This window comes from Streptomyces sp. NPDC024687, assembly GCF_055559055.1.
Window position 1 is genome coordinate 574169 of record NZ_JBVHLJ010000006.1, and the last position, 15564, is coordinate 589732.

A 15564-nucleotide genomic window follows, 5' to 3' on the forward strand; every position below is an offset into this window, starting at 1 on the left:
CGTCGGTGATCATGCGAGGGCCTCCCTCAGCTGCTTGCGGGCCCGCATCGCGCGGGTCTTGACCGTGCCGGGCGGGATGCCCAGCAGGACGGCGGCCTCGCGGGTGGTCAGGCCGTCGATGACCGTGGCCTGCAGGACCGCCCGCAGCTCCGGTGACAGCCGGACGAGGGCGCCCGCGAGGTCCCCGTGCTCCACCCCCGCGAGCACGCGTTCCTCCGCGGACACCTCGTCCCGGTGCCGCAGGCGGGACAGGGCCTGCCTGAGCCGCCCCCGCGCCCCGTCACCGCGCAGCGCGTCGATCAGCCGCCGCGAGCCGATCCGCCACAGCCACCCGGCCACGTCGCCTTCCTCGCGATAGCGCGCGGTCCCCCGCCACACCGCGAGGAACGTCTCCTGTACGACGTCGTCGACCAGGCCCGCGTCGGCGCACCGGCCGCGCAGCCGGGCCAGCAGCCAGGGCGCGTACCGCCGGTACAGCTCCTCGAAGGCGCGCCGGTCGCCGTCCGCCGCGATGGCCCGCAGCAGATCCCCGTCGCTTCTCGTTTCCCTCACGCCCCTTCATCGGACGACCCCCGCCGACCGGTTCACCCGGCTCCGAAAAAACCGCGCTCCGGCGTCGCCGCCTACCTGCAGATCGTCCAGCAGACCAGGGCAAGCCCTGCGGCTGGGCCTCCTGGAACCCGGCGAGCGGCTCCCCACGGCCCGCGAGGTCGTGGAGGCCGCCCCCGTCAACCCGAACACCGTGCTCGAGGCATCCCGCGAGCGGGAGCGCGAAGGCCTGGCCGAGGCCCGTCACAGCCTCGGCACCTTCATCCGCAGGACGCTCGGCGCCCGTGCCCGTGCCCGTGCCCGTGCCCAGTCCGCGGGCCTGGCCGTCGCCCTGGAGGCGGCCGGCCCGGGCAAGCCGTACGGCAGGCCGGCCCCGGCCCTCGACGGCTGCTCCTTCCGGCTGCCCACGGGCCGCATCAGCGCGCTGGCCGGCCCAGCTCCGGCACGCCCCCGGCAGGAACAGGGCGGGCACACGGCAGGTGCGGCCCTCCCAGCCCCGACTCGCGCCTCGCGACCGCGCACCCCCGCCCCAGGACCCACCTCACCCCCCACCCCCGAGAAAAACACCCGCCCCCCGCTCCGCAGACCCCCGCGAGCCCTCCCCCGATATCCCGAACGCCATGTCGCCGTAACCGTTGGTTCAGACAGGCTTGCGAGGCTCGCTGGATGAAGCCCGCTGTGCCAGAGCCTTCGCCGCCGCCCGGGGAATCCGCAGGGAACGGGGACTCCCCGGTCGCCGCCGTGCTCCCGCTCGCCGCCTCCGACGCGCCCGTTTCGCTCCTGGCGCGGAAGAATGGGTCCATGAGCCAGTCGAACGCCCAGGCAGAGGTCCAGCACATGCAGCCCTCCGTGGGCTCCATAGCCGCGCACCGCCCGCACACCGTGTCGGCCACCGTCTCCGATCTGGAGCCCGACCTCGACGCCGATCTCGACGCGTACGAGGAGATCCCGGTCGACGGTGCCGCCCAGCTCCCGCAGGGTCGTTTCCTCGACCGGGAGCGCAGCTGGCTCGCGTTCAACGAACGGGTCCTGGAACTCGCCGAGGACCCGAACACGCCCCTCCTGGAGCGTGCGAACTTCCTCGCGATCTTCGCCAGCAACCTGGACGAGTTCTTCATGGTCCGGGTCGCCGGACTGAAGCGCCGTATCGCCACCGGCGTCGCCACCCGCTCCGCCTCCGGCCTCCAGCCGCGCGAGGTGCTGGAGATGATCTGGGCCCGCTCCCGCGAGCTGATGGCCCGGCACGCCGCCTGCTACCACGAGGACGTCGCCCCCACCCTCGCGGAGGAGGGCATCCACCTGGTCCGCTGGAACGAACTCCAGGAGAAGGAGCAGGCCCGCCTCTTCACCCTGTTCCGGCACCAGATCTTTCCGGTCCTGACCCCCCTGGCGGTCGACCCGGCGCACCCCTTCCCGTACATCTCCGGCCTCTCCCTGAACCTGGCCGTGATCGTGCGCAACCCGGTCAACGGCAACCGCCACTTCGCCCGGGTCAAGGTCCCGCCGCTGCTGTCCCGCTTCCTGGAGTCCTCCCCCGGCCGCTACGTCCCCATCGAGGACGTCATCGGCGCCCACCTGGAGGAGCTGTTCCCGGGCATGGAGGTGCTGGAGCACCACACCTTCCGGGTCACCCGCAACGAGGACCTGGAGGTCGAGGAGGACGACGCCGAGAACCTCCTTCAGGCCCTGGAGCGGGAACTCATGCGGCGCCGCTTCGGTCCGCCGGTCCGTCTGGAGGTCGAGGAGTCCATCGACCGCGATGTGCTCGACCTCCTCGTGCGCGAGCTGAAGATCTCCGAGGCGGAGGTCTACCCACTGCCCGGCCCGCTCGACCTCACCGGCCTCTTCCGCATAGCCGGCCTGGACCGCCCCGAGCTGAAGTACCGCAAGTTCGTCGCGGGCGTCCACCGTGACCTGGCCGAGGTCGAGTCCGCGTCCGCGCCGGACATCTTCGCCGCCCTGCGCACCCGTGACGTCCTGCTGCACCACCCCTACGACAGCTTCTCGACGTCCGTGCAGGCCTTCCTCCAGCAGGCGGCCGACGACCCGGACGTCCTCGCCATCAAGCAGACCCTGTACCGCACTTCGGGCGACTCCCCCATCGTCGACGCCCTCATCGACGCCGCCGAGGCCGGCAAGCAGGTCCTCGTCCTGGTCGAGATCAAGGCCCGCTTCGACGAACACGCCAACATCAAGTGGGCGCGCAAGCTGGAGGAGGCGGGCTGCCATGTCGTCTACGGCCTGGTCGGCCTGAAGACCCACTGCAAGCTGTCCCTGGTGGTCCGTCAGGAGGGCGACACACTACGGCGGTACAGCCACGTCGGCACCGGCAACTACCACCCGAAGACCGCGCGGCTCTACGAGGACCTCGGCCTGCTCACCGCCGACCCGCAGGTGGGCGCCGACCTCTCCGACCTCTTCAACCGGCTGTCCGGCTACTCCCGCCGCGAGACCTACCGCCGTCTGCTGGTGGCACCCAAGTCCCTGCGCGACGGCCTCATCTCCCGCGTGAACAAGGAAGTCCAGCACCACCGCGCAGGACGTCCGGCCTTCATCCGCATCAAGGTCAACTCCCTGGTGGACGAGGCGCTCATCGACTCGCTCTACCGCGCGTCCCAGGCGGGCGTGCCGGTCGACGTCTGGGTGCGCGGCATCTGCGCGATCCGCCCGGGCGTCGCGGGCATGTCCGAGAACATCCGGGTCCGCTCGATCCTCGGCCGGTTCCTCGAACACTCCCGGGTCTTCGCCTTCGGCAACGGCGGCGAACCCGAGGTGTGGTTCGGCAGCGCCGACATGATGCACCGCAACCTCGACCGCCGGATAGAGGCACTGGTCCGGGTCACCGACCCGGCCCACCGGGCAGCCCTGAACCGCCTGTTGGAGACCGGGATGTCCGACACCACCGCGTCCTGGCACCTCGGCCCGGACGGCGAGTGGACCCGGCACGCCATGGACGCGGACGGCCAACCCCTGCGCAACGTCCAGGAGATGCTCATAGACGCCCGGAGGCGCCGGCGTGGCACAGCAACACCTTGAACCGACGGATCCCCGGTCCGGGCACGTCGGGCCGCCGGGCCCCAACGGGGACGCCCTCGCGGGCTACCTGCGGGCCCAGGCCACCGAGTTCCTCCGCGCCCTGCGCCAGCACCGCGACCCGGGCGCTACGGCGGTGGGCGCGCAGGACCCGGTCGACGCGGCCCGGGCCCTGCGCCGCTCGGTCCGCCGCATCAGCGCCTGCCTCCACACCTTCCGCCCCCTCCTGGACCCCGACTGGTCGGAGTCCCTGCGGCCCGAACTGGCCTGGCTGTCCGGGACCTTGGGCATGGAGCACGCGTACGAGTCCCGGCTGGAGCGGCTGTTGCTGGCGCTGCACAGGCTGTCGGGGGCGGTGTTCCCGACGCAGGCGGTGGTGCCCGGACCGGACCGCGGCAACCTGACGGTGGGCGCGGCGAAAGCGGGCGCCCTCCTGGACCGCCGGCTCACCCTCGCCCGCACCCGGGCCCACAGCACCGCCCTCCAGGCCCTCGGCTCCTCCCGCTTCCACGCGGTCGCCGACAGCATCGCCGTACTGGCGAGCGAGGTCCCCCTGACGAGAACGGCCGTCACCACCGACCTCCACCCCCTGGCCACCGCCGCCCAGGAACGTCTCGAGGCCGCGGTGACCGCCCTGCCCCTGGTCACCGCGGGCAGCCCCTACAACGCCGAGGCCCTCGTCCACGGCCTCTCCCCGGACCCCTCCCCGCACCCCCAGGACGCCCCCTGGCACCAGGTCCGCCTCCTCCTGCGCCTGCACCGCTACGCGCGGGAGGCCCTCACCGGCGGCGATCCCGCGGTGGAGGTGCGGCTCCTGACCGCGGGCCAGGCCCTGGACCGCCACCGGGACGCCTCGGAGGCCGCCGCCGAGGCCGCCGCTGCGGCCCGCACCCCCCGCATAGCTCCGGCCACCGCCTATGCCCTGGGTGTCCTGCACGCCGACCAGCGCCACGAGGTGGAGGCGTCCCGGTTCGCGTTTCAGCAGTGCTGGCAGAAGCAGACGGTCAGCACCTGAAGAAGGCGGCGACAGGAAGGCGGCGACTCCCGTGACCGACCCCGACACCCCGCAGACACCCGTCCAGGCGGCCGGCTGCGTCCTGTGGCGCCGCTCCCCCGTCGACGGTGAGCTCGAGATCTGCCTGGTCCACCGGCCGAAGTACGACGACTGGTCGCACCCCAAGGGCAAGGTGAAGCGCGGCGAGGACGCCCTCGCCGGTGCGCTGCGCGAGGTCGAGGAGGAGACGGGTCACCGGGCCGTGCCCGGCGCCCCGCTCTCCACCGCCAAGTACTACGCGGGCGGCCGCCCCAAGGAGGTCCGTTACTGGGCGGCCGAGGCCGTCACCGGCGCCTTCACCCCGAACGACGAGGTCGACCGCGTGCTGTGGCTCTCCCCGGCGGCCGCCAGGAACCGGCTGACCCAGCCCAAGGACCGGACCCTGGTCGACGAGCTCCTGGGGCACGTGATCGACCACGACACGTAGGCCTCAGCCCTCCGCATGTCCCTCCGCGTCCGCCCGGGCCTGGCTGCGGGCTCTGCGCGCCGGTCCGCGCCAGCCGCAGGTGCACCGGGCCAGGCAGAAACGGCCTTGTTCGACCATCTGTGTGTGGTGGGCCGGTCGGTCGGAGGGAGGTGGGGGGATCCTGTCCTGCTGCGCCACGCCGACAACGTTACCCACCCCGGGTAAAGGGCCGGTGTACGCGTGACGGGCCCCACCCGGCCGTCGTTATGCGGAACGACACGGGTCCTTGACGGACGTATCGGCTGGGGGTTGGCGGCGATGGCGAAGCGGCAGCAGAGGCAGGCCGGCGGGTCGGTCGTCGTCGCGGCGGTGCTCATGGTCTGCGCCTGCGCCACCAGTTGTGCGGAAAGCGGCGCCGCGTTGGACGACGCGCGGGCGGCCGACCCGGTCGGGACCCTGCGCCGGGCCGCCGACACTCTGGTGGACGCGGGCAGTTCCAAGGCCCGTACGTCCATGGAGATGGCCACCGGCGGCACCCTGGTCACCATCCGCGGCGAGGGTGTGTACGACTACCGTGAGCGCCTCGGCCGGCTGAAGGTGATGCTGCCGCAGGACCCGGCCGGCACCAGCGAGCACCGGCCGATCACCGAACTCCTCGCTCCGGGCGCCCTGTTCATGAAGAACCGGGGCGCGGGTGTGCCCGCCGACAAGTGGGTGCGGGTCGACACCGCGACCCTGACCGACGGCAACCTCGTCACCGGCGGTGCCACCGATCCGCTGGTGGCCGCCGAGATTCTGCGCGGGACCAGGACGGCGACGTACGTGGGCGCGACCGAGCTCGCGGGAACCGAGGTGCGGCACTACCGGGGCACGGCGGACCTCGTGGCCGCGGCCAAGGGCACCCCGAGCGCCGACAAGGACGTCCTGGCGGCGGCGGCGAAAGGGTTCGCCACGGCGACGGTGCCCTTCGACGTCTACCTCGACGACCAGGGCCGTATCCGCAAGGTCCGCCACCGCTTCAGCTTCGTCAACGGCCGGCGGCACGGCACCGTGGCGGTCGCCTCGACGACCCTGCTGTACGACTTCGGGACCGCCACGGACGTACGTCTGCCGGCCGCCCGGGACATCTACGCCGGCAGGATCGCCGAGGAGTGAGCGGCCGTGACGGGCCTCAAGGACTAGCCCGTCCGTGCCATGCGCGGGGTGTAGGCCGCTCCCTACTCTAGGAAGTCGGTAACGGCAGAGAAGAGGTGATGCGCGTGGCTCCGGTCGGCGGTACGGCGGTTCAGGACCACGTGGCCCTCGCCGAGATCGAGCTGTGCGGAGAGCTGATCATCGCGGCCTCGGCCGCGGACGACCGGCTCAGCCCGGAGAGCATCGACGAGGTGCTGAAGGTGGCCGAAGAACGCGCGAGCGCCCCCGGCACGTGAGCCGGGGGCGCCCGTCGCGTCGTAGGTCGCGTCGTAGGGGAAGGCCGGTCACGTCCGCAGCAGACGGCCGATCGCCTTTGTCGCCTCCTCGACCTTCGCGTCGATCTCCGCGCCGCCCTTGACGGCAGCGTCCGCGACGCAGTGCCGCAGGTGTTCCTCCAGGAGCTGCAGGGCGAAGGACTGCAGGGCCTTGGTGGAGGCGGACACCTGCGTGAGTATGTCGATGCAGTAGACGTCCTCGTCGACCATGCGCTGCAAGCCGCGGATCTGGCCCTCGATCCGGCGCAGGCGCTTGAGGTGCTCGTCCTTCTGCTTGTGGTAGCCGTGCGTGACGTTTTCGGCCACTGCCTCGGAGGGCGCCGTGGCGCCGGTGTCGGTCGTCGTCATCGCGTCCTCACAACCAGGGGCATTCCTATACCCCTCCTGGGTATATCGTACCGAAGTTTCCGGGGTATAGGGCCTGCGGACGGCCCCCGTGCCAACCACTGTGCCTGATGGGCGACACTGGGGGACGGCCCATTAGCCGTGGCCGGATGATGCACTTAGCATCACCCTGACCGAAACCGATGCACCCCGAGGACCCCTTGTGCGCTTTCGTCTGACCCCCAGGGAGACGAGCTTCTACGACATGTTCGCCGCCTCCGCGGACAACATCGTCACGGGCTCGAAGCTCCTGATGGAACTGCTCGGCGCGGACACCGCCGGCCGGGCCGAGATCGCAGAGCGTATGCGGGCTGCTGAACACGCCGGTGACGACGCCACCCACGCGATCTTCCACCAGTTGAACTCCTCGTTCATCACACCGTTCGACCGCGAGGACATCTACAACCTGGCGTCCTCCCTCGACGACATCATGGACTTCATGGAGGAGGCCGTCGACCTGGTCGTCCTCTACAACGTCGAGGAACTCCCCAAGGGCGTGGAGCAGCAGATCGAGGTGCTCGCGCGGGCCGCCGAGCTCACCGCCGAGGCCATGCCGCACCTGCGGACCATGGACAACCTCACCGAGTACTGGATCGAGGTCAACCGGCTGGAGAACCAGGCCGACCAGATCCACCGCAAGCTGCTCGCCATGCTGTTCAACGGCAAGTACGAGGCCATCGAGGTCCTCAAGCTCAAGCAGATCGTGGACGTCCTCGAAGAGGCCGCGGACGCGTTCGAGCACGTGGCGAACACGGTGGAGACCATCGCCGTCAAGGAGTCCTGACCTCTTCCATGGACACCTTCGCTCTGGTCGTGACCATCCTGGTCGCGCTCTTCTTCACCTACACCAACGGCTTCCACGACTCGGCGAACGCGATCGCGACCTCGGTGTCGACGCGAGCCCTGACTCCGCGGGCCGCGCTCGCCATGGCAGCGGTCATGAACCTGGCAGGAGCCTTTCTCGGCTCCGGGGTCGCCAAGACCGTCAGTGAGGGCCTGATCGAGACACCGCAGGGCTCCAGGGGGATGGGGATCCTCTTCGCGGCACTGGTCGGCGCGATCGTGTGGAACCTCGTCACCTGGTACTTCGGGCTGCCCTCCTCGTCCTCGCACGCGCTGTTCGGGGGCATGGTGGGGGCGGCGCTGGCGGGCGGCACCGAGGTGATCTGGCAGGGGGTGCTCGACAAGGTCGTCATCCCGATGTTCATCTCGCCGGTCGTCGGCCTGGTCACCGGTTACCTGGTGATGACGGCGATCATGTGGATCTTCCGGCGCGCCAATCCGCACAAGGCGAAGCGGGGTTTCCGCATCGCGCAGACCGTGTCCGCGGCCGGTATGGCCCTCGGGCACGGTCTCCAGGACGCCCAGAAGACCATGGGTATCGTGGTGATGGCCCTGGTGATCTCCGGCCACAAGACGTACGGCGACCCGATCCCGGTCTGGGTGAAGATCGCCTGTGCTCTGATGCTGTCGCTGGGCACCTACGCGGGCGGCTGGCGCATCATGCGCACCCTGGGCCGGAAGATCATCGAACTCGATCCGCCGCAGGGCTTCGCGGCGGAGACGACCGGTGCGGCGATCATGTTCACCACCGCCTACCTGTTCAAGGCACCGGTGTCGACGACCCACGTCATCACCTCGGCGATCATGGGTGTCGGTGCCACCAAGCGGGTCAACGCGGTCCGCTGGGGCGTCGCCAAGAACATCGTCCTCGGCTGGTTCATCACCATGCCGGCCGCGGCGATCGTGGCCGCCTGCGCCTACGGCATCGTGCATCTGGCGTTCCTGTAGGAGCCGTACACCGAGAGAGGGCCCGCCCCCGGATTCCGGGGGCGGGCCCTCTGTGTCCTCGCGGTGGCACCGCCATGCAGCACCGCGAGGGGTCTGGGTACGGCGGCTCCGGCTCAGCCGAAGCGGCCGGAGATGTAGTCCTCCGTGGCCTGGACCGACGGGTTGGAGAAGATCCGCTCCGTCTCGTCGATCTCGATCAGCTTGCCGGGCTGTCCGACCGCGGCCAGGTTGAAGAAGGCCGTACGGTCCGACACACGCGCCGCCTGCTGCATGTTGTGCGTCACGATGACGATCGTGAAGCGCTCCTTCAGCTCACCGATGAGGTCCTCGATGGCGAGCGTGGAGATCGGGTCCAGGGCCGAGCAGGGCTCGTCCATGAGCAGGACCTTGGGCTCCACCGCGATCGCGCGGGCGATGCACAGACGCTGCTGCTGACCGCCGGAGAGCCCCGAACCCGGCTTGTTCAGGCGGTCCTTGACCTCGTTCCAGAGGTTCGCGCCCTTGAGGGACTTCTCGACGACGTCCGCCAGCTCGCTCTTCTTGTACGAGCCGTTCAGACGCAGGCCCGCCGCCACGTTGTCGAAGATCGACATCGTGGGGAACGGGTTCGGGCGCTGGAAGACCATGCCCACCTCGCGGCGGACGGACACCGGGTCGATGCCGTGGCCGTAGAGGTCCTCGTCGTCGAGGAGCACCTTGCCCTCGACCCGGCCGCCCGAGGTGACCTCGTGCATCCGGTTGAGCGTGCGCAGGAAGGTCGACTTGCCGCAGCCGGAGGGGCCGATGAAGGCCGTCACCGAGCGCGGCTCGACCGTCATCGAGATGTCCTCGATCGCCTTGTGGGAGCCGTAGTAGGCGGTGAGCCCGCTGACGTCGATTCGCTTCGCCATGATTGCTTCACTTCCAGATCGGTCGCTGAGTGGGCCGCGTCAGCGACCGGTCTTCGGTGCCTTCCAGCGGGCGATGCCGCGAGCCACCAGGTTGAGGATCATCACGAAGGCGATCAGCGTCAGCGCCGCCGCCCACGCTCGGTCGTACGCCGCACCGGAACCCGCACTGTTCGCGTACTGCTGGTAGATGAACAGCGGCAACGACTGCTGCGCGCCCTCGAAGGGGTTGGTGTTGATGAGCGAGTTGCCCCACACCAGCAGCAGCACCGGCGCGGTCTCGCCCGCGATACGGGCGACCGCCAGCATGATGCCGGTCGTGATGCCGCCGATCGAGGTCGGCAGGACCACCTTCAGGATGGTGCGCCACTTCGGGACACCGAGCGCCAGGGACGCCTCGCGCAGCTCGTTCGGGACGAGCTTGAGCATCTCCTCCGTCGAGCGGACCACGACCGGCATCATCAGGATGGCCAGCGCGAGCGAGCCGGCGAAGCCGAAGGGCTGCATGTCGAACATCAGCATGATCGACAGGATGAACAGGCCCGCGACGATCGAGGGGATACCGGTCATCACGTCCACGAAGAACGTGACGGCCTTGGCGAGGTTGCCCCGCCCGTACTCGACGAGGTAGATCGCCGTGAGCACACCGACCGGCGCCGCGATCACGGTGGCGAGGCCGACCTGCTCCAGGCTGCCGAGGATGGCGTGGTAGATGCCGCCACCCGGCTCGGTGTCGGAGACCAGGCCCATCGAGTGGGTCAGGAAGTAGACGTCGAGGACCTTCACGCCGCGCACGACGGTCGTCCAGACCAGGGAGATCAGCGGGACCAGGGCGATCAGGAAGGCGACCCACACGAGGGCGGTCGCGACCCGGTCCTTGGCCTGCCGGCGCCCCTCGACGCGGGACGCGATGACGTACGTGCCGAGGACGAACAGCACCGCGGCCATCAGGGCCCACTGGATGCTGCTGTGCAGACCGGCGGCCGCGCTGATGCCGAGCCCGAGGGCGACGGAGCCGGCACCGATGGCGTACGGGCTCCACTTGGGAAGGCGCGCGCCGCGCAGGGTGCTGCGGGGCTTGTCGGCGATGACGGCGTTGCTCATGCGTTGGCCCCCGAGTACTCCTTGCGGCGGGCGATGATCATGCGGGCCGCGCCGTTGACCAGCAGGGTGATGACGAACAGCACCAGACCGGAGGCGATGAGGGCGTCCCGGCCGAGGTCGCTGGCCTCACTGAACTTGCTGGCGATGTTCTGGGCGAAGGTGCCGCCGCCCGGGTCGAGCAGGCTGGCCTGGATGGTGAAGGTCGGGGAGAGCACGGTGGCCACGGCCATCGTCTCGCCGAGCGCACGCCCGAGGCCGAGCATCGAGGCGGAGATCACGCCGGAGCGGCCGAAGGGGATCACCGCCATGCGGATGACCTCCCAGCGCGTGGCGCCGAGGGCGAGGGCCGCCTCCTCGATCATCTGCGGGGCCTGGCGGAAGACCTCGCGGCTCACGTTGGTGATGATCGGCAGGATCATGATCGCGAGCAGGATGCCGACGGTGAGCATCGAGCGGGGCGCCCCGCCCTGCCACTCGAAGATGCCGGTCCAGCCGAGGTAGTCGTCGAGCCAGCCGTAGAGGCCGTTCATGTGCGGGACGAGGATCAGGGCGCCCCAGAGGCCGTAGACGATCGACGGCACGGCGGCGAGCAGGTCGATCACGTAGGCGATCGGGCCGCTCAGCCTGCGCGGAGCGTAGTGGGTGAGGAACAGGGCGATGGCGACCGCGATCGGGACCGCGATGACCATGGCGATGATCGAGGAGACGACCGTGCCGAAGGCGAGGACCGCGATGCCGAACTTCGGCGGGATCAGACCGGTGTTCCACTCGAAGGTGGTGAGGAAGTTCGCGTCGTCCTTGCTGATCGCGATCGAGGCGCGGTAGGTGAGGAACACGGCGATCGCGGCCATGATCGCCAGCAGCAGGATGCCCGACCCGCGGGAGAGACCGAGGAAGATCCGGTCACCGGGTCGGGTGGCGCCGCGGGTCGCGCGCTTTTGCTCGGCCTCGGTCGGCTGGGGGGCTGGAGGATGTACGTCTTTTAGCTGTGTGGTGTCCATCGGGTTCTCCGGTCTGCTGAGCCGCACGCGATGTGCGGCTCCTGGCGGCGGTGCACCGGACGGTGCGGTCGGACCGGGCCCTCGAAGCGGGCCCGGTCCGGCCACACGCTCAGGTCAGCTCAGGCCCTCGATGGTGGTGCGGACCTTGGCGATGATGTCGTCGGGGATCGGCGCGTAGTCGTTGTCCGCGAGGACCTTCTGGCCGTCCTCGGAGGCGATGTAGCGCAGGAACGCCTTGGTGGCGGCCAGGGTGTCGGCCTTGTTGCCCTTGTCGCAGGCGATCTCGTACGTCACCAGGGTGATCGGGTAGGCGCCCTCTGCCTTGGTGGCGTAGTTCAGCTGGAGCGCCAGGTCGGAGCCGGTGCCGACGACCTTGGCGTCGGCGATGGCCTTGGTGGCGTTGTCCACGCTGGCCTCGACCGGGGCGGAGGCACCGGTGTCGATGCTGACCGGGGTGATGCCGTCCTTGGCGTACGACAGCTCCATGTAGCCGATCGCGCCGGAGGTCTGCTTCACCTGCTGGGCGATGCCGGAGGAGCCGGACGCCGACTGGCCGCCCTCGGCCTGCCAGGCCTTGCCGCCCGAGTAGGGCCAGTCGCTCTTGGCGGTGGCGATCAGGTACTTGGTGAAGTTGTCCGTGCTACCGGAGTCCTCGGAGCGGTGGAACGCCTGGATCTTGAGGTCGGGAAGCTTCGCGTCGGGGTTCAGCTTCTTGATCGCCGCGTCGTTCCACTTGGTGATCTTGTTGTTGAAGATCTTGGCGAGCGTCGGGGCGTCCAGCGTGAGCTTGTCCACGCCCGGGACGTTGTAACCGAGCGCGATCGGGCCGCCGACCATCGGGAGGTCGATGGCCTGGCCGCCGGAGCAGACCTTCTTGGAGGCGGTGACCTCTTCCGGCTTCAGCGCCGAGTCGGAACCGGCGAAGGCGACCTGGCCGTTGGTGAAGGCGGTGATGCCGGCGCCGGAGCCGCTGCCCTTGTAGTTGATCTGCACGCCACAGGCCTGCGTGAACTGCTTGACCCAGGCGTCGATCGCGTTCTTCTGCGCGGAGGAGCCGTCGGCGAGCAGCTGGCCCTTGGCGCCGTCGCACTTGATGTTGCCCGCGGCGGCGGTGGCGGAGGCGTTGCCGCCGCCACCGCTGGTGTCGTCCGAGCCGCACGCCGTGAGGGCCAGGGCGCCGGAGACGGCGAGAGCACCGAAGGCGAGGGCCCGCCGGTTCTTGCGCTGAAGCTTCACTTGAGTTCCTTCCGGGAGCCGCCGTCCTGAATCCGGCGGCGTGCGCGAAGTCTGGGAGATGCGGATGCGCGCTCACGGCGCACCACACATCGCGTAAGGCCGAAATTAGGCAGATCAGGTGAAGGCGTTCATGGCCGGAAGTGAACGGGGGGTGAACCCCTGCAGAAGGTGCGGTGAGGTCACGGAACGCTTACGTCGAGGGCACAGTGTGATTCCGGAACCCACCAGGGAACCCTCACCCCCACAGTCCCGTCTCGTCCCAGGGAAGGCCACGCGGCCGACGAAAGGCACGGACACATGGAACGGCGTACGTTCATCGGGGGCGGCGCGGCCGCGATCGCCGCGATCGGCACGGCCGCCTGCGACGGCGGCAAGAGCGCCGGCACCACACCCAGCACCTTCGGCCAGTCCCTTTCCGCCCGTACACCCGCCGCGGCCGCCGCGAACTGGACCGCCCTCGGCCGCGACCTGGACGGCACCCTGGTGCGCCCCGGCGACGCGAACTGGGCGACCGCCCGGCAGCTCTACAACACCCGCTTCGACTCGCTGAAGCCCGCGGCGGTGGCGTACGTGGCGCACCCCGACGACATCCGCACCACGCTCGCCTACGCCCGCGCCCACGGCGTCCGGGTGGCGATCCGCAACGGCGGCCACTCCTACGCGGGCTGGTCCTCGGGAAACAACCGGCTGATCGTCGATGTCTCCCGGCTGAAGCGCGTCCGCGCCTCGGGCGGCACCGCCGTGGTCGGCGCCGGCGCCAAGCTGATCGACATCTACCGGGCCCTCACCGCGAAAGGCGTGACCATCCCCGGGGGCTCCTGCCCGACCGTCGGCATCTCCGGCCTGGTGCTGGGCGGCGGCCACGGCGTGGCCTCCCGGGCCTACGGCCTGACCTGCGACAGCCTCACCCGGGCGACGCTGATCACGGCCGACGGCAAGGAAGTGACCGCCGACGCGTCCACCGACAAGGACCTCTTCTGGGCCCTGCGCGGCGCGGGCAACGGCAACTTCGGCGTGGTGACCGAACTGCACTTCAGAACCCACCCGGCCCCGCAAGGCGTGACCGCGTACGCGACCTGGCCGTGGTCCAGGGCCGCCGCCGTGGTGCGGGCCTGGCAGGAGTGGGGTCCCGGCCAGCCCGACGAGATCTGGTCCTCCTGCCACCTGGAGAACGGCGGCTCGCCGTCCGTGGCGGTCGCGGCGTTCTCCATGGGCACCTACGGCGAGCTCCAGAACGCCCTCGACCGCCTGGCCGACCGGGTCGGTTCACCGGCCCGCAGCGTCTCACTGCGGCGGCACTCCTACGAGAGCGCGATGGAGGCGTACGCGGGCTGCTCGTCCTTCTCCACGGACGCCAAGTGCCACCTGCCCGGCTCCACCCCGAACCGCGACCCGCACGGCGCCCTCGGCCGCGAGACCTACGCGGCCCGCTCGGACTTCTTCGACCGCTCGATCCCGGCGGCCGGCATCCAGACCCTGCTGAGGCAGATCGCGGCGGCCCGGGGCGGCTCGGGCAGCATCGCCCTGACCGCCCTCGGCGGAGCGGTCAACCGCGTCTCCCCCACGGCCACGGCCTTCGTCCACCGCCGCTCCCGCATGCTGGCCCAGTACATAGCGTCCTGGAGGTCGGGCACGCCGGGCACGACGGCCCAGTCCTGGCTGGCGGGAGCCCACGGCGCGATGAAGCCGTACGCCTCGGGAGCGGCCTACCAGAACTACACGGACCCGACGCTGAAGGACTGGCGGAAGGCGTATTACGGCGACGCGGCGACCAAGCTCGCCAAGGTGAAGAAGCAGTACGACCCGCAGGGCTTCTTCACGTACCCGCAGTCGCTGTAGCGGTAGTTGCAGCTTTCGTCGGCTACGCGGCGAGGTCCCGCTGGGAGGCCGGGGTCTCCTGCCGGGCCCCGGAAATCACCGACGCTCCCCGCCCGCCGTCTCGCGCGCGAACGATCCACGCCCCCTTCGGCGACCTCTCGACGGCCCTCATCAAGGGCGTGAGAAGGGCCATCGCGAGCGGCGACAGCAACAGAGCCACCGCGGTCCCGAGCGCGAACCCGCCGATGACGTCCGTCGGGTAGTGCACCCCCATGTACACCCGGCAGAACCCTTCGAGCAGCGCCAGCGCGATCCCGACGAGCCCGAACTTCCGGTTGGCCACGAACAGTCCGACCGCCATCGCCATGGTGATCGTCGCGTGGTCGCTCACGAAGGAGTAGTCGGTCTTCCCGGTCACCAGGACCTCGAGCCCCTCATGGGTCCGGAACGGCCGGGGCCGCTCGACGAACCCCCTTATGGGCACGTTCACCAGCACGGCCAGCGCGGCGGCGAGCGGCGCCCACAGCAGCGCGGCCACCGAGGAGGCGGCGTCCTCACCCCCGCGCCGGCGGCCCGACCACCAGCACCACAGGACGAGCAGCACCATCCCGAGCAAAATGCCGTACTCCCCGACGTACTCCATGACCCGGTCGAACCAGTGCGGGGCGTCCTTGGCCAGGCCGTTGATGTCGTAGAGCAGGTCGACGTCGGGGTTCGACCCGGATTCGGCGAGAACAGCCATGGTGCTGCGGCCCCTTCGTCGTCTTTCCCGGCGTACCCATGTGCGCTCGGCTACGTCCCCAGGAACGCACGGCTCCCGTTAATACGTTCC

At 70.2% G+C, this 15564-nt stretch carries 15 protein-coding genes and 1 pseudogene; 9 read left to right on the forward strand and 7 right to left on the reverse strand.

All coding sequences use genetic code 11. The annotated features are described in order from the left end of the window. Window positions 1–9: 9 nt before the first annotated feature. Window positions 10–552, reverse strand: coding sequence for an RNA polymerase sigma factor (locus ACZ39I_RS26295; RefSeq protein WP_037710944.1), 543 nt, complete (start codon window positions 550–552; stop codon window positions 10–12). 75 nt (window positions 553–627) lie between these two features. Between ACZ39I_RS26295 and ACZ39I_RS26300 the strand changes: the two are divergent. From ACZ39I_RS26300 to ACZ39I_RS26325, 6 genes and pseudogenes are all read left to right on the forward strand, one after another. Next, window positions 628–838 (forward strand): annotated as a pseudogene (locus ACZ39I_RS26300) (GntR family transcriptional regulator); the annotation flags it as partial. 377 nt (window positions 839–1215) lie between these two features. Continuing rightward, window positions 1216–3585, forward strand: coding sequence for an RNA degradosome polyphosphate kinase (locus ACZ39I_RS26305; RefSeq protein WP_467246905.1), 2370 nt, complete (start codon window positions 1216–1218; stop codon window positions 3583–3585). After that, complete coding sequence (locus ACZ39I_RS26310; RefSeq protein ID WP_467246906.1) at window positions 3566–4597, forward strand: CHAD domain-containing protein; 1032 nt, start codon at window positions 3566–3568, stop codon at window positions 4595–4597. The genes ACZ39I_RS26305 and ACZ39I_RS26310 overlap by 20 nt, the downstream gene beginning before the upstream one ends. Before the next feature lie 31 nt (window positions 4598–4628). Beyond that, window positions 4629–5063 carry an NUDIX hydrolase gene (locus ACZ39I_RS26315; RefSeq protein ID WP_467246907.1) on the forward strand — a complete coding sequence of 145 codons (435 nt, stop codon included), beginning with the start codon at window positions 4629–4631 and terminating at the stop codon, window positions 5061–5063. A gap of 297 nt (window positions 5064–5360) precedes the next feature. Continuing rightward, entirely contained in the window at window positions 5361–6197 is an 837-nt protein-coding gene (locus tag ACZ39I_RS26320) for an SCO4651 family lipoprotein (RefSeq protein ID WP_467246908.1), read from the forward strand. 98 nt (window positions 6198–6295) lie between these two features. Further along, entirely contained in the window at window positions 6296–6472 is a 177-nt protein-coding gene (locus ACZ39I_RS26325; protein ID WP_467246909.1) for a hypothetical protein, read from the forward strand. Between the two features lie 48 nt (window positions 6473–6520). On the opposite strand, the gene ACZ39I_RS26330 is transcribed toward ACZ39I_RS26325, so the two are convergent. Next, complete coding sequence (locus ACZ39I_RS26330; protein WP_352391662.1) at window positions 6521–6859, reverse strand: metal-sensitive transcriptional regulator; 339 nt, start codon at window positions 6857–6859, stop codon at window positions 6521–6523. Window positions 6860–7058: 199 nt separating this feature from the next. On the opposite strand from ACZ39I_RS26330, the gene ACZ39I_RS26335 reads away from it, so the two are divergent. Next, window positions 7059–7679: a DUF47 domain-containing protein gene (locus ACZ39I_RS26335; protein WP_007383023.1), complete on the forward strand. Its 621-nt coding sequence runs from the start codon at window positions 7059–7061 to the stop codon at window positions 7677–7679. Between the two features lie 8 nt (window positions 7680–7687). Then, on the forward strand, window positions 7688–8686 hold the full coding sequence (locus ACZ39I_RS26340) for an inorganic phosphate transporter (protein WP_467246912.1): 999 nt from the start codon (window positions 7688–7690) through the stop codon (window positions 8684–8686). 113 nt (window positions 8687–8799) lie between these two features. Here the strand turns inward: ACZ39I_RS26340 and pstB are convergent, their stop codons facing one another. The 4 genes from pstB to pstS form a co-directional block, all read right to left on the reverse strand. Further along, the gene (gene pstB, locus ACZ39I_RS26345; RefSeq protein WP_403671218.1) at window positions 8800–9576 is read right to left on the reverse strand and encodes a phosphate ABC transporter ATP-binding protein PstB; all 777 of its coding nucleotides are present in this window, start codon (window positions 9574–9576) and stop codon (window positions 8800–8802) included. Window positions 9577–9615: 39 nt separating this feature from the next. Beyond that, window positions 9616–10677, reverse strand: coding sequence for a phosphate ABC transporter permease PstA (gene pstA / locus ACZ39I_RS26350; RefSeq protein ID WP_352391659.1), 1062 nt, complete (start codon window positions 10675–10677; stop codon window positions 9616–9618). Continuing rightward, window positions 10674–11678: a phosphate ABC transporter permease subunit PstC gene (gene pstC / locus ACZ39I_RS26355; RefSeq protein ID WP_467246976.1), complete on the reverse strand. Its 1005-nt coding sequence runs from the start codon at window positions 11676–11678 to the stop codon at window positions 10674–10676. Before pstC ends, pstA begins: the two co-directional genes overlap by 4 nt. A 114-nt stretch (window positions 11679–11792) precedes the next feature. Further along, window positions 11793–12914: a phosphate ABC transporter substrate-binding protein PstS gene (gene pstS, locus ACZ39I_RS26360; protein WP_467246913.1), complete on the reverse strand. Its 1122-nt coding sequence runs from the start codon at window positions 12912–12914 to the stop codon at window positions 11793–11795. 297 nt (window positions 12915–13211) lie between these two features. Here pstS and ACZ39I_RS26365 point away from each other — a divergent pair, with 297 nt between their 5' ends. Continuing rightward, on the forward strand, window positions 13212–14753 hold the full coding sequence (locus tag ACZ39I_RS26365; protein ID WP_467246914.1) for an FAD-binding oxidoreductase: 1542 nt from the start codon (window positions 13212–13214) through the stop codon (window positions 14751–14753). A gap of 22 nt (window positions 14754–14775) precedes the next feature. On the opposite strand, the gene ACZ39I_RS26370 is transcribed toward ACZ39I_RS26365, so the two are convergent. After that, window positions 14776–15474 (reverse strand): phosphatase PAP2 family protein, encoded by a 699-nt coding sequence (locus ACZ39I_RS26370; RefSeq protein WP_467246915.1) that lies wholly within the window; start codon window positions 15472–15474, stop codon window positions 14776–14778. Window positions 15475–15564 lie beyond the last annotated feature (90 nt).